This window comes from Janibacter sp. UYMM211 (assembly GCF_040547045.1).
GTDB classification, from domain to species: Bacteria; Actinomycetota; Actinomycetes; order Actinomycetales; family Dermatophilaceae; genus Marihabitans; species Marihabitans melonis.
The window spans coordinates 139,718-161,938 of the sequence record NZ_JBEPOY010000004.1; the positions used below are offsets into that span (position 1 = coordinate 139,718).

At 74.6% G+C, this 22,221-nt stretch carries 17 protein-coding genes and 1 tRNA gene; 6 read left to right on the forward strand and 12 right to left on the reverse strand.

Annotated features, from left to right (window positions below; all coding sequences use genetic code 11):
- Positions 1 to 14: 14 nt before the first annotated feature.
- The 6 genes from recD to ABIB53_RS11875 all read right to left on the reverse strand — a co-directional run bounded on the left by recD (position 15) and on the right by ABIB53_RS11875 (position 10,346).
- Complete coding sequence (recD, locus tag ABIB53_RS11850) at positions 15 to 1,877, reverse strand: exodeoxyribonuclease V subunit alpha (RefSeq protein WP_354588303.1); 1,863 nt, start codon at positions 1,875 to 1,877, stop codon at positions 15 to 17.
- Positions 1,874 to 5,281 carry a UvrD-helicase domain-containing protein gene (locus ABIB53_RS11855; protein ID WP_354588304.1) on the reverse strand — a complete coding sequence of 1,136 codons (3,408 nt, stop codon included), beginning with the start codon at positions 5,279 to 5,281 and terminating at the stop codon, positions 1,874 to 1,876. Before ABIB53_RS11855 ends, recD begins: the two co-directional genes overlap by 4 nt.
- Complete coding sequence (recC, locus tag ABIB53_RS11860; RefSeq protein WP_354588305.1) at positions 5,278 to 8,676, reverse strand: exodeoxyribonuclease V subunit gamma; 3,399 nt, start codon at positions 8,674 to 8,676, stop codon at positions 5,278 to 5,280. Before recC ends, ABIB53_RS11855 begins: the two co-directional genes overlap by 4 nt.
- A gap of 147 nt (positions 8,677 to 8,823) precedes the next feature.
- Positions 8,824 to 9,447, reverse strand: a complete 624-nt coding sequence (locus ABIB53_RS11865) for a DUF305 domain-containing protein (RefSeq protein ID WP_354588306.1) — start codon at positions 9,445 to 9,447, stop codon at positions 8,824 to 8,826.
- Complete coding sequence (locus ABIB53_RS11870) at positions 9,447 to 10,070, reverse strand: thioredoxin-like domain-containing protein (protein ID WP_354588307.1); 624 nt, start codon at positions 10,068 to 10,070, stop codon at positions 9,447 to 9,449. Before ABIB53_RS11870 ends, ABIB53_RS11865 begins: the two co-directional genes overlap by 1 nt.
- Positions 10,071 to 10,181: 111 nt before the next feature.
- On the reverse strand, positions 10,182 to 10,346 hold the full coding sequence (locus ABIB53_RS11875; protein ID WP_354588308.1) for a hypothetical protein: 165 nt from the start codon (positions 10,344 to 10,346) through the stop codon (positions 10,182 to 10,184).
- A gap of 122 nt (positions 10,347 to 10,468) precedes the next feature.
- Between ABIB53_RS11875 and ppk2 the strand changes: the two genes are divergently transcribed.
- Genes ppk2 through ABIB53_RS11895 form a run of 4 tightly spaced genes read left to right on the forward strand, consistent with a single transcriptional unit; the run spans position 10,469 to position 13,581 of the window.
- Positions 10,469 to 11,365, forward strand: a complete 897-nt coding sequence (gene ppk2, locus ABIB53_RS11880) for a polyphosphate kinase 2 (protein WP_354588309.1) — start codon at positions 10,469 to 10,471, stop codon at positions 11,363 to 11,365.
- Positions 11,358 to 12,401, forward strand: a complete 1,044-nt coding sequence (locus ABIB53_RS11885; protein ID WP_354588310.1) for an LLM class flavin-dependent oxidoreductase — start codon at positions 11,358 to 11,360, stop codon at positions 12,399 to 12,401. The genes ppk2 and ABIB53_RS11885 overlap by 8 nt, the downstream gene beginning before the upstream one ends.
- Entirely contained in the window at positions 12,398 to 12,751 is a 354-nt protein-coding gene (locus ABIB53_RS11890) for a DUF952 domain-containing protein (RefSeq protein WP_354588311.1), read from the forward strand. Before ABIB53_RS11885 ends, ABIB53_RS11890 begins: the two co-directional genes overlap by 4 nt.
- Positions 12,748 to 13,581, forward strand: a complete 834-nt coding sequence (locus tag ABIB53_RS11895) for an SGNH/GDSL hydrolase family protein (protein ID WP_354588312.1) — start codon at positions 12,748 to 12,750, stop codon at positions 13,579 to 13,581. The genes ABIB53_RS11890 and ABIB53_RS11895 overlap by 4 nt, the downstream gene beginning before the upstream one ends.
- Positions 13,582 to 13,770: 189 nt before the next feature.
- Here the strand turns inward: ABIB53_RS11895 and ABIB53_RS11900 are convergent, their stop codons facing one another.
- From ABIB53_RS11900 to ABIB53_RS11915, 4 genes are read right to left on the reverse strand one after another with little or no spacing between them, the layout of a single operon-like run.
- On the reverse strand, positions 13,771 to 15,528 hold the full coding sequence (locus tag ABIB53_RS11900; protein WP_354588313.1) for a SelB domain-containing protein: 1,758 nt from the start codon (positions 15,526 to 15,528) through the stop codon (positions 13,771 to 13,773).
- A complete protein-coding gene (selA, locus tag ABIB53_RS11905) occupies positions 15,525 to 16,817 on the reverse strand; it encodes an L-seryl-tRNA(Sec) selenium transferase (protein ID WP_354588314.1) in 1,293 nt (430 codons plus the stop codon). The genes ABIB53_RS11900 and selA overlap by 4 nt, the downstream gene beginning before the upstream one ends.
- A 51-nt stretch (positions 16,818 to 16,868) precedes the next feature.
- Positions 16,869 to 17,237, reverse strand: coding sequence for a hypothetical protein (locus tag ABIB53_RS11910; RefSeq protein WP_354588315.1), 369 nt, complete (start codon positions 17,235 to 17,237; stop codon positions 16,869 to 16,871).
- Positions 17,234 to 18,346 carry a C2 family cysteine protease gene (locus ABIB53_RS11915; protein WP_354588316.1) on the reverse strand — a complete coding sequence of 371 codons (1,113 nt, stop codon included), beginning with the start codon at positions 18,344 to 18,346 and terminating at the stop codon, positions 17,234 to 17,236. The genes ABIB53_RS11910 and ABIB53_RS11915 overlap by 4 nt, the downstream gene beginning before the upstream one ends.
- 91 nt (positions 18,347 to 18,437) lie before the next feature.
- Here ABIB53_RS11915 and ABIB53_RS11920 point away from each other — a divergent pair.
- Positions 18,438 to 18,533, forward strand: a tRNA-Sec gene (locus tag ABIB53_RS11920).
- 63 nt (positions 18,534 to 18,596) lie between these two features.
- Positions 18,597 to 19,604 carry a selenide, water dikinase SelD gene (gene selD, locus ABIB53_RS11925; RefSeq protein WP_354588317.1) on the forward strand — a complete coding sequence of 336 codons (1,008 nt, stop codon included), beginning with the start codon at positions 18,597 to 18,599 and terminating at the stop codon, positions 19,602 to 19,604.
- Positions 19,605 to 19,825: 221 nt separating this feature from the next.
- Here the strand turns inward: selD and ABIB53_RS11930 are convergent, their stop codons facing one another.
- On the reverse strand, positions 19,826 to 20,683 hold the full coding sequence (locus ABIB53_RS11930; RefSeq protein WP_354588318.1) for an SCO6745 family protein: 858 nt from the start codon (positions 20,681 to 20,683) through the stop codon (positions 19,826 to 19,828).
- Between the two features lie 239 nt (positions 20,684 to 20,922).
- A complete protein-coding gene (locus ABIB53_RS11935; protein ID WP_354588319.1) occupies positions 20,923 to 22,218 on the reverse strand; it encodes an L-lactate MFS transporter in 1,296 nt (431 codons plus the stop codon).
- Positions 22,219 to 22,221: the final 3 nt, after the last annotated feature.

The window sequence follows — 22,221 nt, forward strand, 5'->3', positions numbered from 1 at the left end:
GCGGGTCGTGGTCCTCAGCGACGGGCGATGCGGTGGCGCAGACCCGACGCCCGCGCCGTGCGTCGCGGCACCGCGGCGCGGATCGACTCCTCGGAGCCGACGACGGTCACCCGGCTCTGCGCCCGGGTGATGGCGGTGTAGAGCAGCTCGCGGGTGAGCAGGCGGGAGTCCGCGTCGGGCAGCAGCACGCTGACGTGCGCGGCCTGGCTGCCCTGGCTCTTGTGGATCGTCATCGCGTGCGCGGTCTCGGCGTCGGCGAGCGTGCTCGCGCCGTAGAGCGTGGGGTCGTCGGGGTCGCCGAAGGCGGCGACCAGGCGGTGGGCCGGGCCGAGCACGACGACACCGGTGTCGCCGTTGGACAGGCCCAGCCGGTAGTCGTTGGCCGTGACGAGCAGGGGGCGACCCGCGTACTGCCGGGCATGGTGCCCGGTCGCCTCGCTCAGCCAGCGCTCGACGCGGGCGTTCCACGACGACACGCCCCACGGGCCGTCGCGGTGCGCGCAGAGCAGGCGGTGCTCGTCGACCGCCGCGAGCGCCGCCCCGGGGTCGCCTCGGAGCGCGAGCGAGCGCAGCCGCTCGGCTCGCCCGAGGAGATGCCCGCGCAGGGCCTCCTCCGCGCCGGCGGGGTCGTCCACCTCGACGAAGTCGACGCTGTCGTCCTCGCTCTCGGGTCCCGCCGCCGTGCGCAGGAGATCCATCACCTCGTCGGCATCGGCGTCGCGCACCGCGGCGGCCAGGCGCCCGATCCGGCTGCCGAAACGGCGCGAGGTGAGCAGCCGGGTCACCGGGCTCGCCGGGTGCTCCTCGTAGCCGGCGACGAGATCGGCCAGGACGGCACCCGCCTCGACGGAGGCCAGCTGGTCGGGGTCGCCGACGAGCACGAGACGCGCGCTCGGGCGCAGGGCGTCGAGCAGCCGGGCGGTCATCGTCAGCGACAGCATCGAGGCCTCGTCGACGACGACGACGTCGTGGGGCAGGGGGTTGGTGCGGTCGCGCAGGAATCGCGTGCTGCTGTCGCGGCGCCAGCCCAGGAGACGGTGCAGGGTCACCGCCTCGACCGTCCCGACCCGGTCGCGGTCGGCCTCCTCGAATCCGGCGACGGACTCGAGGACGGACTCGCGCAGCCGGGCGGCAGCCTTGCCGGTCGGCGCCGCGAGGGCGATCGTCGGGCGACGGGTCACCCCTTCGCTCTGCTCGACGAGGAGGGCGAGCAGACCCGCGACGGTCGAGGTCTTGCCGGTCCCCGGACCGCCGACGAGGATGCTCGTGCGCCGCGCGGCGGCCGCCCGGACCGCGTCGCGCTGCTCCTGCCAGGTCTCGCCGACGAAGACGCGGGTCAGCCCCGCCTCGAGCCGAGGCACGTCCACCTCGACAGGCGGCAGCTCGGCCCGACGGGCGAGGGCGTCGGCGACCTGCACCTCCTCGCGGTGGTAGCGGTCGAGGTAGACGAGGTCGTGGTCGACGTGGACGACGCCGGCCTCGGCGCACCGGCTCGAGGCGACCGTGTCGAGCCAGTCACGCGGGGTGGCCGGCAGCACGGCGCGCACGGCCGCGGACCCCTCGGGGTCCTCGACGTCGTCGGCCGGAGGTGCCGCGATGGCGTCGTGCAGCGCGGCGACGTCGAGACAGCTCGACCCCTCACGCACGGCGCGCACGGTGAGCGCCAGCGCGAGCAGGACCGCGTCGTCATCACCGCCGACGAGCCCGGCGAGCCGGGTCGCGACGTGCACGTCGGGCGACTCGACCCATCCCGTCCGGTTGGCGTCGCCGAGCACACCGGTGGCGCGGGCCGCGAGCCGGCGGTCGTGCGGACCGGTCGGGACGAAGGGGGTCGCGGCCGCCAGCGGGGCGTCGGCCGTGGGGTGCTCGGTGCTCATGGCGCCCTCCCGTCGAGCAGCTCGGAGACCGCCTCGACGAGCGCGACCGGCGGCAGCCACGAGAAGACCCCGGTGGGATGGCCGCCGACGACCGGTGTCGACGGCCCCGCCATGCCACGCACGTAGAGGTAGAGGACACCACCGAGGTGCGTCGTGGGGTCGTAGCCGGGCAGGCGCCAGCGCAGGAAACGGTGGAGGACGACGGCGTAGAGCAGCGCCTGCAGCGGGTAGGAGCTGTGACCCATCGCCTCGTGCAGGGCCATCGGGCCGTAGTGGTCGGTGGTGAGCGGCTCGTCGACGGCGCCCAGCCAGTTCGTCTTGTAGTCGACGACGACGTAGCGACCCTCGTGGCGCAGCACGACGTCGACCGACCCGGTGAGGTACCCGCGCAGCGGCTGATCGCCGACCGCGGGGTCGTCGAGGGTCTCGGCGAGACCACGCACGGGATCGCCCTCCGGCAGGTGGTGGCGCAGCAGGCGCGAGAGCTCGCCGAGGGGCACCCCGTCACCGGCGTGAGCGGCGTCGCCCGACGCGAGCGGCAGCTCGAAGTCCATCTCGCACAACCGGTCGCGCCCGACCGACCGCAGGGTCGCCCCGGGCAGGAGGGGGCCGAGGGGGGTCTCGCAGACGAGCTCGAGAGCCTCGGCCAGAGCGGGTCGCTCGAGCCCGGCGACGGGCCACCGCCCCGCCTGGTGCTCGACGTGCGCGAGCAGCTCGGCGCGCAGGTCGGGCGCCTGGGGGTCGGCCTCCTCGAGCACCGCGTGCACGAGGTTGCCGAAGGTCGCGCCGACCGGCAGGTCGGCCATCGGCGACGGCAGCACGGCGTGGGTCGCGGGCCGGCCACCGTCCCCGTCACCCGGGCGGGCGAGCGGGCCGACCTCGTCCTCGCCCTCGCGCGGTCCGTGCTCGGGCTCGCTGCCGACGAGGTCGTCCGGGGCCGACGGGGTCGGCACGCCGACGGTGCCGGACTCCAGGGGCCGGGTGAGCCGGGTGTAGGAGGTGCGCATCCACCCGTCGTCGACGACGCGAGACCACGTGCGGGCCGTGAGCTCACGACGGACGGCCTCGGGGTCGGCGCGCTGCACGACCGCCTCGTCGACGACCTCGAGGGCGAAGGCACCCTCGCGCTCCCACGCGCGCAGGCGGCCCGCGGCCTCGACGTCGGAGGGCACGGCGACCCGGGGCGGGAGCTGGCCCTGACCGGGCTCGCGGCCGAAGAGCATTCGGTGCAGCGCCGAGGGCGGGGTGTTCATCCCCGAGGGGAACCACCACGTGACGACCTGGCTCTGCGCCCGGGTGAGGGCGACGTAGAGCATGCGCAGCGCCTCGCCGTCCTCCTCGTCCTGGTGGCGGGTGACCCGCTCGCCGCGGTCGGGGTCCTCGGTGATGCCGATGTCGAGACAGCGCCGGCCCTCGTCGTCGTGGAAGCGCAGATGGGTGAGCCGGTTGGCGCGGGTGACGAAGCGGTCGGCGACGAAGGGGAGGAGGACGACGGGGTACTGCAGCCCCTTGCTCGCGTGGATCGTCGCCAGGGCGACCGCGTCGGCGTCGCTGTCGAGCCGGCGGGTGCGCTCCTCCTGCCGCACCGCCTGCATGCGCTCGCGCAGCCAGGTCGTGAGCGCGGCGAGACCGTCGCCCTCGACGACGGCGCGCTCGTGGAGGACCTCGCCGAGGTGGCGCAGGTCGGTGAGGCGGCGCTCGCCACCCTCGAGGCCCAGCGCACGGCTCTCCAGACCCCCCGTCGTCGCCGCGGCGAGCACGGCCGCGACCCCACGCCGGCCGAGGACCTCGGACCACGTGCGCAGCACCCGGGCGACCTCGTCGACGAGGTCGTCGCCGCCGGCGTCGAGATCCGCCGCCCGGTGCCCGACGAAGGTCGTCAGGGCCGCGGCTCGGACCCGGTCGGCGCGGTGCGACTGCGCCATCGCCTCGAGCAGGGTGAGCCAGTCGTCCGCGGCCGGGGTGGCGAAGATCGACTCGGAGGAGACGACGACCGAGGCGATGCCGATGTCGTGCAGGGCTCCCCGCACCTGCTCGAGCGAGTCGCGCTTGTGGGCGAGCACGGCGATGTCGCCGGCGCGCAGCGGACGCCCCTCGAAGGTCATGCCGGAGGCGAGCAGCCGCGCCACCTCGGCGGCGCAGTCGCGGGCCACGACCGGGCGCACCGAGCCGATGCTCACCTTGCCGTCGTCGTCGGCGACGAGGGCGGTGGGCACGGCGCGCAGCCGGACGGGGGAGAGGAGGGGGCCCTCGTCGGCGCCGGGCAGGGCGAGGCGGGACTCCCCCTTCGCCGGCTCGACGGGGTGGACGACGATCTCGGGTGACCCGAGTCGGGCGCCGCGCATCATCGTCGTCAGGGCGCCGACGAGGGCAGGGTCGGAGCGGTGGTTGCGCACGAGGGTGTGCCGGCGCGTGGCGGTGGCCGCCGCGGCGAGGTAGGTGTGGACGTCGCCGCCGCGGAAGCCGTAGATCGCCTGCTTCGGGTCGCCGATGAGCACGAGCGCGCTGTGCCCGGCGAAGGCCCGCTCGAGGACCTGCCACTGCACCGGGTCGGTGTCCTGGAACTCGTCGACGAGCACGACCTGCCACCGGTCGCGCATGCGCTGCCGGGCCGGGCTCGTGTCGTCGGCGAGGGCGTCGGCGAGCTCGCTGAGCAGGTCGTCGAAGCTCAGCACGCCCAGCCGCCGCTTGCGTCGGGTCATCTCGTCGCGGACGAGATGGGCGAAGCGCAGCTTGCGGGCCGCGACGGTCGCACCGGGCAGCTCGTGCGGGCTGATCGCCGAGTGCGGGTGCTCGACGACGACCCGCGCGATGGCCCCGGCCTCCTCGCGGGAGAAGGCGGGCGGGCCATCGCTCGCCGCGAATCCGCGCAGGTAGAGGTCGTCGACCACCTCGTCGCGCAGGTCGGTGAGGTCCTCGACGAGCCGCGCCCGGGGGTCGGTGTCACCGGCCACGCCGAGGCCGCGCAGCACGAGCTGGCAGAACTGGTGGGTCGTCGCGATGGTCGCGCCGTCGAAGTGGGTGAGCGCCTCGCGCAGCCGGCGCTCGCGCAGGGCGACCTCGTCGGGAGCGCCCGAGCGCAGCAGCGCGACGACGGGGTCGCCGTCCGCGGTCTGCGGGTCGACCAGGCCGCGGTGGACGAGACGCAGGTGCTCGCGCACCCGCTCGCGCATCTCCTGGCTGGCCGCGCGGCCGAAGGTGATGACGAGCAGGGACTCGAGCGGCAGGCCCTCGGCGACGTAGCGGGCGACGAGCGCGCCGATGGTCCACGTCTTGCCGGTGCCCGCGCTCGCCTCGAGCAGCACGGTGTCGCCGGGCCCGGGGAGGTCGCCCACGACGTCGAAGGCGTCGTCCTGAGGTGCGACGGAGGCGTTGTCCTGAGATGCGAGGGCCGGCTCGCTCATCGCCCACCTCCGAGGTTGTCGAGCAGCGGGTCCCACAGCCGGCTCGCCAGCGCGGCGAGGTCGGTGCCGGGCCCGGCCACGGGGACGAGGAGGTCGTCGATGCTCGAGCCGGCGCCGATCGCGAGGCGCCACCAGCGGTCGTCGCGCTCGGCGCTGAAGCCGCGGTCACCGGGCTCCCACTCGCCCTTCGCCGCCTGCCGGGCCGCCCGTGCGCGCCGCGGGTCGTGATGGACGGCCTGGGCGTAGACGTACCCGGTCTTCGGTGGCAGCGGCAGGGGCGCGGTGCGACCGAGGAGGTAGAGCTCGACGAGGTCGCCGAGACGGGCGAGGGCCAGCTGCGGCTCCAGTCGTCCGATCTCGCGGGTGTCGGTGCCACGGGGCCTCGTGCCGAGCAGGCTCGCCTGCCAGCCGCCGTCGGGGTGACCGGCGGTGAGGGCGAGCAGGTGCACCCAGGCCCCGAGCAGCTGCTTCGCGCCGATGCCGCTGTAGCCGGCGGCGACGAGCCGGTCGCCGTGCACGGAGTCGACCGCACCCGTGACCCGGCGGCCGCCGGGCAGCGAGATGTCGACGTGGACGGTGCGACCGGGCTCGGTGCCCCGCAGCTGCTCCACGCTCGCGACGAGCCCCTCGGCCCGCTGGCAGATCGCCCCGAGGGCGTGGCGCGCCAGACCGCTCGGGGGCAGCTCGCCACGGAGCAGCTCGCCGGTCCACACCTCCTCGGCGGTGCGCCCCGCGAGGCGCTCACGGACGCCGCGGTCGCCGATCGACCAGCGCTCGAGGTTGTCGAGGTCGACGGGGATGCGATCGCTCACCTCGTCGACCTCCCAGCTCGTGGCGACGCCGAGGCGGTCGTGGACGAAGGTGCGTGCGGGCGAGTGGACGAAGGAGACGAGCTGGGCCAGCGAGATCTCGCTCAGCGCCTCGGCCGGCAGGGGACCGTCCAGCAGGGGTGGCGGCTCGGGGCGCGGGCCGAGCATGGCCCGGGCGCCGCCGAGCGCGGCCTGGTCGAAGGAGAAGGAGCCGGTGGCGGTGAGCGCACCGGGCTCGAAGTTGCGCGGGTCGAAGGGCTGCAGCGGGTGGCGGACCTCGCCGACCGCGCTCGACGCCGCGACGGCAGCCCCCTCGGGGTCGTGCTCGGCGCCGGCATCTCGCTCGACCGGGGCCACGGTGTCGGCCGCCGCGTCGATGAGCTCGCCGAGCGGCACCGCGGGCGGGCGCCGCTCCCCGCTGCGCTCGTCGGCGCCCGTGTACGTGATGACGAGACGCTCCTGCGCGGCCATGACGGCATCGAGGAGCAGCTGGCGGTCCTCGCTGCGCGCGTCGCGCTCACCGGTCATCGGGGTGCGGGCGAGCACGTCGTCGCCGTCGACGGCCTGCTGCCGGGGGAAGGTGTCGTCGTCGAGCCCGACGAGGCAGATGACGCGGTGCGGGACGGAGCGCATCGGCACCATCGTGCACACGGTGATCCCGCCGGTGCGGAAGCTCGCGCGTCCCGGGCGGCCCGCGAGGGCGTCCGCGAGGAGGACGCGCACGTCGGCGATGCGCAGGGGCAGGTCCTCGGGGGCGTGGCGCGACGCCTCGGCGAGCACCCGCTCGAGCTCACCGACCTGCCAGGCGTCGGTCGTCGGCACGTCGGTGAGGTCGAGGACGGCCTCGCGCAGGGCGTCGGTCCACTGCGAGGCCGACCGGGCGACGCCGAGCGCCTCGGTCGCGGCACGGAGCCGGTCGACGACCTCGGCGAGGGTGCCGGCGAGCTCGATGCTGCCGCTGCCGACGTCGTCGTAGGGCAGGGTGTGCCCGCCGATCGACAGCGGCCCGTCGGCGGAGACGGCGACCCCGGCGAGCAGCCGGTCGAGCCCGAAGTCCCACGTGTTCTGCCGCTCCGCGGCCAGGGCGAAGGGGGAGCGCCCCGCCGCGTCGAAGCCCCACCGCACCCCGGTGGCGCCGACCCACGAGGTGAGGGTCTCGAGGTCCTCGTCGTCGAGCCGGAAGCGGGCGCGCACGGGTGTGCTGGAGATGATGTCGAGGACCTCGCTGGCGCTGGCCCGGCCACCGACGAGGGCGACGAGCCGCTCGGCGACCTCGAGGAGGGGGTTGGTCGCCGCGAGCGAGCGGTCGGCGAGCGAGACGCGCATGCCGTGCGCGGGGTGCGCGTCCACCCCTTCGGCCTCGGTGCCGTGGTCGCCCAGCCCGAAGGCCGCCCCGACGAGAGGGGCGTAGACCTCGACGTCGGGGCACATGACGAGCACGTCGCGCGGCTCGAGGCTCGGGTCGTCCTCGAGCAGCCCGACGAGCACCTCGCGCAGCACCTCGACCTGGCGCGTCGGGCCGTGGCAGGCGTGGATGGACAGGCTGCGGTCGTCGGGGGCGGGGACACGGGCGGCCCGCTCCGGCGCGCCCGGCACGTGGTCGGCGGCGATGTCGGACTGCAGCCAGCCGAGGACGGTACCGGTCGGTGCAGGCCCGGCACCGCCGTCGTGGTCGACGTCGTCGACGCCGGGCCGCAGCACCCGGACGAGCTCGCGGCTGTCGCGGCCCAGCGAGGCGAGCAGCGGGTGGGCGGGGAGCAGCTCGGGGTCGTCCTGCGCGCGGGGCACGACGCCGGCCCCGGCGAGGGCGGCCGCCGTCGCCGACCAGGCGGTGGGGGAGGGCTGCGGGAGCCACACGTGCACCTCGCGGTGGGTGGCGAGCGCGCGGAGCAGCTCGACCTCGGTCACCGCGAGGCGGGTGTGGCCGAAGAGCGAGAGCCGGTCGGGCAGGTCGAGGGACCCGGGGTCGTCACCCAGCCGCTTCAGGGTCTGCGCGTGACGCACGTCCGGCGGCGGCTCGGTGACGACGTCGAGGAGCCGGCGGTAGAGCTCGGGCTGCCAGCGCAGGTCGTCGGGCAACGGCTGGCCGGCGCCGTCCTCGTCACGCCCCTCGCGCCACGCGGTGAGCACGGCCGGGCGCTGGACCCCGTAGCGGTGGAGGAGGCGGGCCAGGCGCAGGGCCAGGCCGTAGCGCCGACCGCGGCGCACGTCGTCCTCGTCCTGGCCGTGGCCGAGGTGACGGGCCAGCGCCGCCGCCCACGGCTCGTCGAGCGCGGCGTCGATGCTCGCGAGGAGCGGCCACACGAGGTGGGCGGGCAGCCAGGGGTCGTCGAGCTCGCGCCCGGTGAGCAGGGTGACGAGGGAGGCCGGCCGCACGAAGCGCACGCCCGCGCACACGCCGTCGGAGCCCGCCCCGCCCGCCCCGAGGCGGTGCGAGAGCCGCTGCGCCAGCCACCGCTCGACGCCGTGCTCGGGCACGACGACGACCTCCTCGGCGAAGGGGTCGGGCAGCGGGTCCGCGAGGAGCGCGCCGAGGTCGTCGGCGAGCTCGGCGGTGCGGACCGCCCGGTGGAGGTGCAGGGTCACGAGAGCAACCTAGCCAGGAGGGCGGACATCGCGCGGGGGCGGTGTGGACGGCGGTGGTCTCGAGGCTCGGGCGCTGCGCGCCCTCGCACCTCGACCAGCGAAGCGGCCCGGGCGCTGCGCGCCCTCGCACCTCGACCAGCGACGGGTCTACGAGGACAGGGGCTCGGCCCCGCGCTCCTGGAGCATCTGGGTCATCGTCTCGGTCTCGAGGGTCTGGCTGTTGATGATCGACTGCGCGAGGCGGCGGACCTCGGGCTGGGAGGCGCCGTCGACGGCGGCCTGGGCCATCGGCACCCCGCCCTGGTGGTGGCGGATCATCAGCTGGAGGTAGTAGACCTCCGCCTCCTTGCCGGACAGGCGGCCGAGCCGGTCGAGCTCGCTCTGCACGGCCATGCCGGGCATGAGCGCACCGTCCTGCGTCGCAGGCATCGTGTGGTCGTGGCTGTCGTCCATCCAGCCCATGACCGGCTGCGAGCTCGTCGGCGACAGGCCCCAGGCGGAGAGCCACCCGGCCATCTGGCCGGACTGGTGCGACTGGGTGCGGGCGATGTCGTAGGCGATCCGGCGCACGTCCTCGTCGTCCGTGCGGTCACGGACGATGAAGGACATCTCCACGGCCTGGTCGTGGTGGGTCTGCATGTCACGGGCGAAGCCCGCGTCGATGCTCAGGTCCCCCGGGGCGTCACCGCTCGTCGAGCGGCCGACGAAGACCCCGGCCGCGACCCCGATCGCGAGAGCGACCAGGGCCGCGACGATGGCCCGCGGCGACATCAGGCGTCGACGCCGCCGGTGCAGGCGGCGCCGGGCTCCGGCGTCTGCGGGCCCTGGCGGTACTTCTTGATGAAGGGCTCGAGGCGCGGGTCGTCCGCGGAGTCGACCTTGAGCTGGGTGCCCCACGCGGAGATGGTGATCGGCGAGTCCATGCCCTCGAAGGGGGAGATGAGCCCGTAGGTCTTCGGGGTCATGTCGACGAGCTTGTCGACCTGGTCCTCCGCGAGGTCGGGCTGGTAGGTGATCCACACCGCGCCGTGCTCGAGGGAGTGCACGGCGTTCTCGTTCGGCACCGGCTTGTCGTAGACCCCGCAGTTGAGCCAGGCGGGGTTGTGCTCGCCGCCGACGGGCGGGGTCTCCTTGTAGTCGACCGTGCCGGGGACGTGGTTGCCGCCCGGGTAGTCGTAGGTCTCGACGCCCTCGATCTCGTCGGCCGCGGCGATCTTGCGCCCCTCGTCGTTGCTGATCGCCCAGAAGACCGCTCCGGCGATGAGCGCGACGGCCAGGCCTGCGGCGCCGTAGAGGATGCCGTTGCGCCGGCGTTCGGCGGCCTGCTGCTCCTTGCGGGCGGCCTCGAGACGCTCCTGGCGGGCGTTGGTCGTCGTCGTGTTCTTCTTGCTCATCGTTCCTCAGCGGCAGACGGGGCAGGACTTGCCCCATCATCGTGCACGGGCCACCTGAGAGCACCATGAGACCCGCCCTGGAGGACCGGGCGAAGGGGGGACCCCCTTCGCTCAGTCCCTCGAGGTGCGTCCGAGCATCCCCACCGCGACCCACGACAGGGCGACGACGACCCCGCCGACGGGGGCGACGACGTCCCGGGCGTCGGACAGCCCGACGGTGACCCCGTAGAGCATCGTGACGGCGAGGGCGACGAAGACGAGCACGCGGCGATCCATGTGTCCTACGGTGCCGCGGGGGGTCCCCCTACGCCCATGACAGCGCGCCGGGCCTGCCCATGACGGCTGTCACGGGGGCCCGTCGTCCCCTGCGCGCCGTCTCGCGGTGATTGGATCGGTCCATGACGCAGAAGATGGGCCTTCGCGAGTTCATCGACGACCTGCAGGCGAAGGGGTACACGGTCGGCGGCAGCAAGCAGGAGGACCCCGTGCTCCTCATGCCCGACGGCAAGGCCGTCGAGACGTGGAAGGAGGGCTACCCCTACGACGAGCTCATGCCGCGCGAGGAGTACGACGAGGAGAAGTACCGCCTCCAGGTCGAGCTGCTCAAGTTCCAGTACTGGGCCCAGGACGTGCAGCGCAAGTTCGTCGTCCTCTTCGAGGGGCGGGACGCGGCCGGCAAGGGTGGCACGATCAAGCGCTTCACCGAGCACCTCAACCCCCGCGGGGCACGGGTCGTCGCCCTCGGGAAGCCGACCGACCGCGAGAGCGGGCAGTGGTACTTCCAGCGCTACGTCCAGCACCTGCCGACCGACGGAGAGATCGTCCTCTTCGACCGGTCCTGGTACAACCGCGCCGGCGTCGAGCGGGTCATGGGCTTCTGCAGCGACGAGGAGTACGAGGTCTTCATGGACCAGGCCCCCAAGCTCGAGCGGCTGCTCAGCGAGTCCGGGGTTCACGTGACGAAGCTGTGGTTCTCCGTCACCCAGCAGGAGCAGCGCACCCGCTTCGCGATCCGTCAGCTCGACCCGGTGCGCCGGTGGAAGCTCTCGCCGATGGACCTCGAGTCCCTCGACAAGTGGGATGCCTACACCGCGGCGAAGGAGGAGATGTTTGAGCGCACCGACACCAAGCACGCGCGGTGGACGACGGTGCGCTCCAACGACAAGAAGCGGGCCCGGGTCAACGCGCTGCGCTTCTTCCTCGACCAGTTCGACTACGAGGGCAAGGACACCGACGTCGTCCACCCCCCGGACAAGAAGATCGTCGGTCGCGGGAAGAAGACGGTCGGTGACTGAGGTTGGCACCCAGGTGACTGCCTCGAACCCGACCCGCCCCCTTCGCCTCTCCCTGCTCGACCTCGCCATGGTGCGCTCCGGCCAGCCGATCAGCGAGGCGCTCGCCGACAGCGTCCATCTCGCGCAGGTGGCCGACGAGCTGGGGGTCTTCGAGCGGCTGTGGTTCGCCGAGCACCACAACATGCGCTCGATCAGCTCGTCCGCGACCGCGGTGCTCATCGCCCACGTCGCGGCCCGCACCGAGCGGATCCGCGTCGGCTCCGGCGGGATCATGCTTCCCAACCACGCCCCGCTCACCGTCGCCGAGGACTTCGGCACGCTCGCCGAGCTGCACGGCGACCGGATCGACCTCGGGCTGGGCCGCGCCCCCGGCACCGACCAGGTGACGATGCGCGCGATGCGCCGCTCACCGGTCGCGTCCGACCAGTTCCCCCAGGACGTCCTCGAGCTGCAGGGCTACCTCTCCGAGCAGACCCGCATCGAGAGCATCCACGCCTACCCCGGCGAGGGCACGAAGGTCCCGCTCTACATCCTCGGCTCCTCGCTCTTCGGCGCCCAGCTCGCCGCGCAGCTCGGACTGCCCTACGCCTTCGCCTCCCACTTCGCGCCGGACGCGCTGCAGGCAGCCGTCGCCGCCTACCGCGACGGCTTCCGCCCCTCCGAGCAGCTCGCCGAGCCCTACGTCATCGCCGCGATCAACGTCGTCGCCGCCGACAGCACGCAGGAGGCCGACGAGCTGCGCGCCCAGGTGCTCTCCTCGCGGGTGCGCTCGCTCGCCGGTCGGATGCCGCAGCTCGCCGGGGTCGACATCGACGACGACATGGTCGCCGAGCTCATGGACACCCCCGTGGGCCAGCAGGCGCTGCACATGGCGACGTACACGGTCCACGGCGACCGCGAGGCTGTCGCCGCCGGGCTCGCCGACTTCCAGCGCACCGCCGACGCCGACGAGCTCATCGTCGCCAACGCCGCGCCCGGGCGTGACGCCCGAGAGCGCACCCTGCGGGTCCTCGCGGACATCCGGGCGGCGGCGTGAGCGGCACGATCCTCCACCTCGCGCTCGCCTCCGAGTGGGAGAGCGCGACGGCGCGGGGCTCGTACGGCACCTCGACGCTCGGCGTGAGCATCGAGGAGGAGGGCTACCTCCACGCGTGCGAGGACCGCGCCCAGCTCGACGGGGTGGCGCAGCGGTACTACGCCGACGTCGACGCGCCCCTGGTCGTGCTGTCGATCTCCGAGGAGGCCGTCGCTGCCGCGGGCCTGACGGTGCGCCGCGAGCGCCCGGCCCCGGGCGCCGACCTCTTCCCGCACGTCTACGGCGGCCCGCTGCCGGTGAGCACGGTCGTCGACGTCTCCCCCTTCGATCGCGGGGTCGCCGGGGTGTGAGCCGGGCCTACGTCGCGCTCGGCGACTCCTACGCCGCAGGCGTCGGGGCCGGTCGTCGCGAGCCGGGGCCGTACCGCACCGACGCCGGCTACCCGCTCGCCGTCCCCCGCGCGACCGGTCTCGACCTCGCCTACCAGGCGGTGCTCGGCGCGACCTGCGCCGACGTGCTGCGCGACCAGGTCGGCGCCGTCGGGGCGCAGACGCAGCTCGTCACGGTGACCGTGGGCGGGAACGACGCGGGCTTCGTGCCGGTGCTGCTCTCGGTCGCGCGGCCCGGATGGGCGGGCAGCTCCGACGGGGCGATCGACGACGCGCTCGGGGTGATCTCGGGGGTGCTCCCCGGCCGTCTGCGCGAGGTGCTCCGTGCGGTCCGTGGGCGCGCGCCCGACGCCCGCGTCGTCGTCACCGGCTACCCGCACCTCTTCAACGGTGTCTCCGACTGCTCGTGGATCACCTCGGTGTCCGTGCACGAGATGCGTCGCCTCGGCGACGCGGCCGACCGGCTCGCCGAGACGATCCTCGGCGTCGCCTCCGACGAGGGCTGCGAAGGGGTGGACGTCCGCGCCCCCTTCGACGGCCACCAGATCTGCGACCCGGACCCGTGGGTCCACGGGCTGTCGTGGCCGACGCAGGAGTCCTACCACCCGACCGCGGCGGGCCACGCCGCCTACGCGCGGGCCGTCTCGGCGCGCGCCGTGCCGGTCGAGGCCGATGTCGTGGCCGGTGCCGCACCTCCGCAGGTGGAGCACGGGGCCTGCGTCGGCACCGCCCCGACCTTCGCCCTGCGCGACGTCATGACCGGCCGTGCGATGCGCCGCCCCCCGTACTAGCCCCAGAAGCCGGCACCCGCGCGGGTTGCAACCCGTGCGACTGCAAAGATCCCGGGCCTCTCTCCCGAGAAGCTGGCGCCGGCGCGGGTTGCAACCCGCGCGACTGCAAAGGTCCCGGGCCTCTCTCCCGAGAAGCTGGCGCCGGCGCGGGTTGCAGCTCGTGCGGCTGCAAAGATCCCGGGCCGGTCGCTAGCGGGCGACCTCGCGCAGGCGGGAGTCGAGGCGGCGGGTCCACCCCTTCGCGTCGAGGTGCTCGAGCAGCGGCACGGCGACCCGACGGGTCGTGCCGAGCGCCTGCCGGGCCTCGCTGAGGGTGAAGGGACCGCCCAGCCCGGCCAGCTCGCGCATCGCGCGGGCCGGTCCGTCGGGCAGGAGGACGACGTCGTCGGGCAGGCGGAGCAGCCGCCCGAGCCGCGCGGCGGCGGCCAGCTCGCGCGCGCCGAGCCCGAGCGCGGCGAGGTCGTCGCGCTCCGGGGCGGCGAAGGGGGACTCCCTCAGCCTCCGCTCGACCTCTGCGACCCCCGCCTCGGCCGGGCCGAGCCCGGCGGGCCCCGCCCGGTGGACGCGGCCCTCCGTGACCTCCAGACCGGCGGCCGCGGCGACCGCGGCGACGAGGGTGTCGGCGTCGGCGGGCAGGCGCAGTCGGTGGGCGAGCTCGGCCACCGGCAGGCCGGCGCTCAGCGGGTCGCGGTCGCGCAGCGCGTCGACGAGCCGGGGTGCCTCGGCTCGCCACCCGGCCCAGGCGGCCGGGTCGACGACGTGGCCGCCGACGTGGACCTCGTCGGCGCCGGCGGTGCCCAGCCCGAGGCGACCCAGGTGGTCGGCGCGCTGCACGCGGCGCTCGGCGAGACGCAGCGCGCGGGGGTCCGTGGTCGAGAGCGCCTCGCCCCGGGCCACGGCCGCGCCGCGGCGACGCAGGGGGAGCGGGTCGACGTCACGCACCTGCGCGCCCCACGTCCGGCGGCTGCCCGGGTCGCGCAGGACGAGGCGGTCCCCCACGCGCCAGGGGAGCGCGGTCTCGACGCGCACGCGGGCGTGCTCAGGGCCGAGGGGGCGCACCACCCCTTCGTGGTCGGCGGTGCCGACGTGCACCGTGAGCTGCTCGGGCAGGTCTGCGGACTCGACGGCCACGTCGACGGTGCGCGAGAGGACGAAGGTGTCGGGCGTGACGACGACCGCCCCGCGTCCCACGGCGTCGACGTCGACCCGACGCAGGTTGACCGCCGCCCGGGTGATCCCGGTGAGGCTCTCGTGCCGGGTGTCCTCGCTGTGCAGCCCGCGGACGGTGACGGCATGACGCCCCGTGCCGGGATCGTGCACCTCGAGGTGGTCGCCGACCGAGAGCGTGCCGTGCCCGAGGGTTCCGGTGACGACGGTCCCGGCGCCGCCGATGGTGAAGGAGCGGTCGACCCACAGCCGCACGGGCGCCGCGGGGTCGGGCTCGGGGAGCGCCGTGACGAGGGTCGTCAGGGCGGCCCGCAGGTCCTCGACCCCCAGCCCCGTCGTCGCCGACACGACGACCGTGGGCACGTCCGGCCAGCCCAGCTCGGCGAGGCGGGCGAGCGCCTCGGCGCGCACCGGCTCGGGGTCGGCGAGGTCACTGCGCGTCACCGCGAGCAGGACGTCGCGGATCCCGAGGGCGGCGACCGCCCCGACGTGCTCGCTCGTCTGCGCCTGCCAGCCCTGGTCGGCGGCGACGACGAGGAGCACCGCGGGGGCCGGCCCGAGCCCGGTGAGCATCGTGCCGATGAAGCGTCGGTGCCCCGGCACGTCGACGATCGCGAGGTCGACGTCGTCGCCGAGGCGGGTCCAGGCGAAGCCCAGCTCGATGGTCAGACCGCGCTCGCGCTCCTCGGCGAGCCGGTCGGGGTCACGCCCGGTGAGGGCGCGCACGAGGGTGGACTTGCCGTGGTCGACGTGCCCGGCCGTCGCGAGGACGCGCCTCATCCGGCCAGCGCCTCACGCAGCGCGCGCAGCAGGTCCTCGTCCGCCTCGGACGGGATGCAGCGCAGGTCGACGAGGCCGCGGCCCCCGTCGACGCGGGCGACGACGGCGGGCACGTCGCCGCTCGGCCGGCGCAGCCCGGGCACGAGGTCCGCGGGGATCTCGACGGCGTGGCCGTCGAGCGGCACCCCGGGAGCGCCGCCACCGCCGACCCGCCCGTCGACCGGGACGACCTGCCGACCGAGGGCCTCGGCGAGACGCTCGGTGCGCGCCCGCAGGTCGTCCGGGCTGGCGTGCAGGGCCTGCGCGGTCGGGGTGGGCGGACCGGTGAGGGTCGCCTCGAGCGCGGCGAGGGTGAGCTTGTCGACCCGCACCGCGCGGGCCAGCGGGTGACGACGCAGTCGCTCGACGAGGTCGGCGCGGCCGAGGACGAGCCCGGCCTGCGGGCCGCCGAGGAGCTTGTCCCCGCTCGCGGTCACGAGATGGGCCCCCCGGCGAAGGGAGGTCGTCGCGTCCGGCTCGTCCGGCAGGGTCGCGTCGGGGGCGAGCAGGCCGGAGCCGATGTCCTCGACGACGGGCACGCCGAGGTCGGCGAGCTCGGCGACGCCGACCGAGCGGGTGAAGCCCTCGACGCGGAAGTTGCTCGGGTGCACCTTGAGGACGCAGCCGGTCTCGGGACCGATCGCGTCGACGTAGTCGCGCAGGTGCGTGCGGTTCGTCGTGCCGACCTCGCGCAGGCGGGCGCCGGTGCTCGCGATGAGGTCGGGCAGGCGGAAGCCGTCGCCGATCTCGACCATCTCGCCCCGGCTGACGACGACCTCGCGGGCGGCGGCGAGCGCGGTCGTCGCGAGGACGAGGGCGGCGGCGCCGTTGTTGACGACGAGCGCGTCACCGGCGTCGGGCACGGCCGAGCGCAGGGCGGCGAGGGCCTGGGCCCCGCGGCGCGAGCGCTGCCCGGTCCCGAGGTCCATCTCGACGTCGACGTACCCGGCGGCGTCGACGACGGCCTCGATCGCGCGGGGGGAGAGGGACGCGCGGCCGAGGTTGGTGTGGATGACGACGCCGGTCGCGTTGAGCACGGGGGTCAGGCTGCTCGCCCGGCTCGGCAGCCCGGCGAGCGTCTCGTCGACGACGCGCTCGGGCTCGATCTCGCCGGAGCGCGCGCGCTGCTGCGCGGCGACGACTGCGGCCTTGACCCGCTCGCGGGAGTGCGTCCCCAGGGCGGTGACCACCCGTGGGTCGGCGAGGACGGCGTCGGTGCGCGGCACGCGCCGCCGGGGGTCCTGCGTCATGGTCTCGACCCTACGACGCGGCCCGAGGCCTCCCCCTTCGGGCGGGGTGGCTCACCGCCGCTGGAGGGAGACCCAGCCGTTGGGCTTGGTGCCCTCGCGCTCGTCGCTGTGCGGCACGGTCTCGACGACGGTGTAGCTGCGCCCGTCGAGCTCGACGGTGCCGTCGAGGTCGACCGAGACCCGGCCGTCGGGGGTCTGCAGCCCGGCCCCGTCGTCGGTGACGTTGTAGGCGACGACGCGGGTGCCGTCGACCTTCGTCGGGAGGTTCTGCTTGAGGACGATGGCGTCGGCCATGGGGCTCTCCTGCGGTGCGCTGGGGGTCGAGGTGCTCGTGCTGGTGGACGCGGGGTCCGGCCCGCTGCCGCAGGCGCTCGCCCCGACGAGGAGGGCGAGGCCGGTCGCGATCGCCGCGCACCTCATGGACGGCTCGTGCTGATGTGGCCGAAGTTGTCCTGGAACTCCTCGTAGGTGAGCACGATCGGGTCGTCGCCGGGGCTCCAGGGGTTGGTGAGCTCGAGGTCGCCGCTGTCGGTCACGCCGCTCACCCAGTAGAGGTGGTTCGTCGCGATCGTGTCGTCCTCGTACAGCGGGCGGCCACCGACGTCGTCGTGCGAGGACAGGACCACCTGCCCGCCGGTGTCGAGCACCTCGCGGATCTCGTCGGAGTCCGGCGGGGCGTTCCAGTCGAAGATCCCGCTGCTCGTGTTCTCGGTGTCGACGTCCTGGCCGGTGATCGCCTCGAGGGCGCGCTCGGCGGTGTCGTAGTCGAGGTCGCGCCAGTCGCCGCCCATGTGCTGGGCCATCGCCTTCTCGTAGAGCAGCGGCCACAGCTCGCGCTCCGAGGCGCTCGCGTTGTCGGCGAAGACCGGGTCGCCGTCGTCGGCGGGCACCGTCGCGTCGACGCGGTAGACGACCGGCTCGCCGTCGACGTAGAGGGTGACGTCGTAGGTGCCGTCGCCGTTGTCGACGACGCCCTGCTCGAGGACCTCGGGGTGGGTCGCGGCGACCGCCTGGAGCGAGGCGATGAACCAGCAGTCGTTGAGGCTCCCCTGCTCGACGTCGGTCGGTGCGACCCCGTCGCGGAAGAGCGGCCCCTCGATCTCGGTGTCGACGGCGTCCTCGGCGTCGGGGTCGAAGTTCGGGTTGTCCTTCTCCTTCGTGCTGCCGCCGGCACCTGCGTCGTCGGCCCCGCCGGCGCCCCCGTCGCGGCCGCCCTGCCCGGCCGGTCCGCCCGGTCCGCCCGGTCCGCGACCACCGGGGGAGTCGGAGGCGGAGTCCTGAGCGTCGGCCTGGCGCTCGAGCTCGTCCGCGTACGCCCGCACCCGGTCGGCGGCGGCGTGGACGACCCGCTCGGCCGCCGACCACCGGTCGCCGAAGGACGCGAGATCCGGTCCCTGCCAGGCCTCGTCGAGCGTGGCCAGCCCGGCCCGCCCGGTGCGGCACACCTCGTCGAGCCGTTGCTCCGTCGCCCTCAGCTGCGCCCCCACCTGGCGCACCCGGGCGACGTCCATCCCGTCGGTGAGCGTCATGACCGGCCTCCCTGCCCTCGTCCCTGCGCAGGCTAGTGGCGGCGTGGTGGGCGCGGCCAGGGCAGCACTCCCCTGCGATAGCGTGAGGAGTGGAGGCGTCTGGGCACCTGGTGGGCTCCCCGGTCTTCAACACCGGTGAGGCCGAGCATCTCGGTCTGGCGGGTTCGATTCCCGTCCGCCTCCGCCAGCCACCACCGGCGAAGGGGGCCCGCCGCCCCCTTCGCCGGAGGGCCCGACCTAGGGTGAGGGCATGGCGGAGCAGCTGCGACTGACCCAGTACGCCCACGGCGGAGGGTGCGCGTGCAAGATCCCGCCCGGTGAGCTCGAGCAGGTCGTCGCCGGCCTGCGCGGGGTGCGCACCGCCTCGACCGCCGAGGTGCTCGTCGGTCTCGACGACGGCGACGACGCGGCCGCCGTGCGGGTCGCCGACGGTCTCGCCGCGATCTCCACCGCCGACTTCTTCACCCCCGTCGTCGACGACGCCTACGACTGGGGCCGGATCGCCGCGGCGAACGCGCTCTCCGACGTCTACGCCATGGGTGGCACGCCCGTCATGGCGATCAACCTCGTCGGCTGGCCGCGCGACGTCCTGCCGACCGACCTCCTGACCGAGGTGCTGCGCGGTGGTCTCGACGTCGCGACCCAGGCCGGCTGCCCGGTCATCGGCGGGCACAGCATCGACAACCCCGAGCCGATCTACGGCATGGCCGTCACCGGCACCGCCGACCCGGACCGCCTGCTGCGCAACGACGCCGCGCAGCCCGGTCTGCCGATCAGCCTCACCAAGCCCCTCGGCCTGGGCATCCTCAACAACCGGCACAAGGCGACCGGCGAGCTGAGCGCCGAGGCGGTCGAGGTGATGACGACGCTCAACCGCGAGGCGTCCGAGGCGGCGCTCGCGGCGGGGGTGCGCTCGGCGACCGACGTCACCGGCTTCGGTCTGCTGGGGCACCTCCACAAGCTGTGCCGCGCGAGCGGCGTCGCGGCCGAGATCGACGCGGCGGCGGTGCCGTACGTGAGCGGAGCGCGCGAGGCGCTCGCCGCCGGGCACGTCCCCGGCGGGTCACGGCGCAACCTCGACTGGGTGCGCCCCCATCTCAGCGCCGACGGGGTGAGCGAGGACGAGCTCGTCATGCTCGCCGACGCCCAGACCTCCGGCGGCCTGCTCGTCGTCGGCGAGATCCCCGGCGCCCCCGTCGTCGGCCGAACCGTCGCCGGCGGCGCGCTCGGCGAGGGGATCACCCTCCGGGTGCGCTGACCCCTTCGCGCTCGCCGGCTGGGGCTACGAAACTCTGCCAGCAGCCCTTCGACGGGTCAGGACCCTCTCGAGAGGGTCCTGGTACGTCAAGACCCAGCCAGCAGGGTTTCGTAGGCAGCGGGGGGCGAAGGGGGACCCAGCAGCACCTCGACGCGCGAGCAGCAGCACGAGGTGCGGCTGGGGACGACGAGCTGCTGCATGCAGCAGCTTGCTGAGGGGGGTCAGGAGCGGGGGCGGGTGCCCGGGAGGTAGCCGACGTCGATGACGGCCTTGACGAAGGGGCGAGCCCGCCGCAGCGTCTCCTCGGCCTCCGGCACCCCGGCCCACAGGCCCGCGGCGGCGGCGTCGGTCTCGCGCTCGACCCGGTCGTAGAGCTCGGCGCCGGCAGCGGTCATCGCGCCGTCCGCGTCGAGCAGCCCGCGCGAGCGCAGCGACTGCGACGCGCTCTCCCAGTCCGAGTCCTCCCAGCCGCGCGTCGTCAGCAGCAGGGAGCGACCGAGCGTGCGCCGACGGATCGCCGGGTCGGGGTGGGGCGCCTCGTGCAGCACGAGGGCCTCGACGGGGGAGAGATCGGCGAGGACGAGGGCCGCGACGTGCCCGTCGCCCCGGTGCTCCCGCACGACGGTGATCGCATGCCAGAGCTGCAGGTGCGGCTCGTCCGGCCACGGGTGGGCGGCCCACGCGGCGGCGAGGGGCCGGCCCTCGAAGCGCGCGTCGACGACGCCCGCCCGCAGCGCGCCGACGACGGAGGCGATCTCGGGGTCGGACACGCGCTCGCCGAGGGCGTCGCGCAGCGAGGCGTCGACCGCGCGGGTCCGTCCGGCGTCGGTCTCGTCGAGACCGGTCGACAGCGCCTCCGACCAGCCGAAGGTGATGAGCGCGGGGTTGAAGTTGTAGAAGGTCGCCGCGACCGTCGCCGCCGAGGTCCGGCCCAGCGGCGCCGCCCGCCCCCCGACGTACATGCCGGCCCGCGACAGCCGCAGCGGCACCGACTCCGTCTTGAGGTGCGGGTTGAAGTACGCCAGGACGTGGTACGGCTCGAGCGTCTCGTAGGCGGTGCGGGCCAGCGTCGAAGTCACGTCTGGCACCCTACGGGGCACCCGGGCGAAGGGGGAGGCGGTGGTCTCGAGGCTCAGGCCCGGGGGGGCCTTCGCACCTCGACCAGCGAGGAGTCGGGGGCCTTCGCACCTCGACCACCATGCTCCCTTCGCCACGTGACCAGCCCCGCCCCATCCCCAATGAGCGCGAATCGCCGCTACGCGGGGGGCGTAGCGGCGATTCGTGCTCGGTGGAGCGAAGGGGGAAGCCCCCGGGGTGGTCAGGCCTCGGCGGTGCGGCCGGCGGGCTTCTTCGTGATGAGGGGGATGGCGGCACCGACGAGGGCGATGATGCCGACGACCGTGTAACCGACGGTGTACGCCTTGTCCTCGCCGACGAGCGCGGAGATGAGCAGCGGGCCGACGACGCCGCCGATGGACCAGCCGATGAGCATGAGGCCGTAGATCCCGCCGGCGTTCTTTACGCCGAAGAAGCTGCCGGCGGTCGACGGCATCGTCCCGAAGGCGCCGCCGTAGCAGAGGTAGATGAGCGCGGCGAGGACGTAGAAGAGCACGACGTTGCCGGCGTGCGGGATCGCGATGAGGGCCAGGCCCTGGATCGCGAGGATGCCGACGAAGGCCGTCATCTTGCCGATCTTGTCCGACACGGCGGCCCAGGCGATGCGCCCGACGCCGTTGAAGAGCCCCATGACGCCGACGAGCGTCGCGGCGGCACCGGCGCTGAAGCCGGCCACATCGGTCGCCGTGCCCGCGGCGATCGAGATGAGCGAGATGCCCGCGGTGACCGAGATCGTGAGGATGAGGGTGAGGAGGTACCACTGCGGGGTCGACAGCGCCTCGGCCTGCGTGAAGTCGCGCGCCGCGGGGGCGGTGGTGTCCCCCTTCGCCGCGGTGCTCTGCGTCGCCCCGGCGACGGTGTAGCCCTCCGGCGGGTTGCGGAAGACGGAGGCGCCGATGACACCCGCGACGAGGTAGGCCAGACCGAGCCAGAGGAAGACCTTCGTCGGGTAGCGCTGGTAGTCCTCGCTGCCGGCGATCATCCGCTGGGCGAGGGGGCTGGTGATGACCGCACCGAAGCCGAAGCCGCCGACAGCGATGCCGGTGATGAGGCCCGTCTTGTCCGGGAACCACTTCTGCAGCATGGCGATCGGGACGATGTAGGCCAGGCCGAGACCGAAGCCGCCGAGCACGCCGTAGCCGAGCACGAGCAGCCACAGGTCGCTGCCGTCCCGCGCGAGGCTGGCGAGCATGATGCCGACCGAGTAGATCGCGACGCCGACGAGGGCCACGGTGCGCGGGCCCCGCTTGTCCTGGATCCGCCCGCCGAGGAAGGTCCCGACGAAGATCATGCCGATCGCGACCTCGAAGGGGATCGCGGCCTGCACCTTGGAGATGTCGAAGGCCGAGCTGTCCGCCTGGAGCGCCTTGGCGAAGGTGCTCCACGCGTAGACGGCGCCGATGGCGAGCTGGACGAGGACGCCTCCGACGAGGATGAGCCAGCGGTTGCCCCCTGCGCTCGTGGTGGTCGAGCGTGGCGTGGTGGCAGGGGTGCTCATGAC

What these genes read in the sequence shown, in the direction of transcription:
- ABIB53_RS11900 (WP_354588313.1), bottom strand. Translation starts at nt 15,528, where the DNA reads ATGAGGCGCGTCCTCGCGACGGCCGGGCACGTCGACCACGGCAAGTCC.
- ABIB53_RS11855 (WP_354588304.1), bottom strand. Translation starts at nt 5,281, where the DNA reads ATGAGCGAGCCGGCCCTCGCATCTCAGGACAACGCCTCCGTCGCACCT.
- ABIB53_RS11910 (WP_354588315.1), bottom strand. Translation starts at nt 17,237, where the DNA reads ATGAGGTGCGCGGCGATCGCGACCGGCCTCGCCCTCCTCGTCGGGGCG.
- ppk2 (WP_354588309.1), top strand. Translation starts at nt 10,469, where the DNA reads ATGACGCAGAAGATGGGCCTTCGCGAGTTCATCGACGACCTGCAGGCG.
- recD (WP_354588303.1), bottom strand. Translation starts at nt 1,877, where the DNA reads ATGAGCACCGAGCACCCCACGGCCGACGCCCCGCTGGCGGCCGCGACC.
- selD (WP_354588317.1), top strand. Translation starts at nt 18,597, where the DNA reads ATGGCGGAGCAGCTGCGACTGACCCAGTACGCCCACGGCGGAGGGTGC.
- ABIB53_RS11935 (WP_354588319.1), bottom strand. Translation starts at nt 22,218, where the DNA reads ATGAGCACCCCTGCCACCACGCCACGCTCGACCACCACGAGCGCAGGG.
- ABIB53_RS11915 (WP_354588316.1), bottom strand. Translation starts at nt 18,346, where the DNA reads ATGACGCTCACCGACGGGATGGACGTCGCCCGGGTGCGCCAGGTGGGG.
- ABIB53_RS11865 (WP_354588306.1), bottom strand. Translation starts at nt 9,447, where the DNA reads ATGTCGCCGCGGGCCATCGTCGCGGCCCTGGTCGCTCTCGCGATCGGG.
- ABIB53_RS11870 (WP_354588307.1), bottom strand. Translation starts at nt 10,070, where the DNA reads ATGAGCAAGAAGAACACGACGACGACCAACGCCCGCCAGGAGCGTCTC.
- selA (WP_354588314.1), bottom strand. Translation starts at nt 16,817, where the DNA reads ATGACGCAGGACCCCCGGCGGCGCGTGCCGCGCACCGACGCCGTCCTC.
- ABIB53_RS11875 (WP_354588308.1), bottom strand. Translation starts at nt 10,346, where the DNA reads ATGGATCGCCGCGTGCTCGTCTTCGTCGCCCTCGCCGTCACGATGCTC.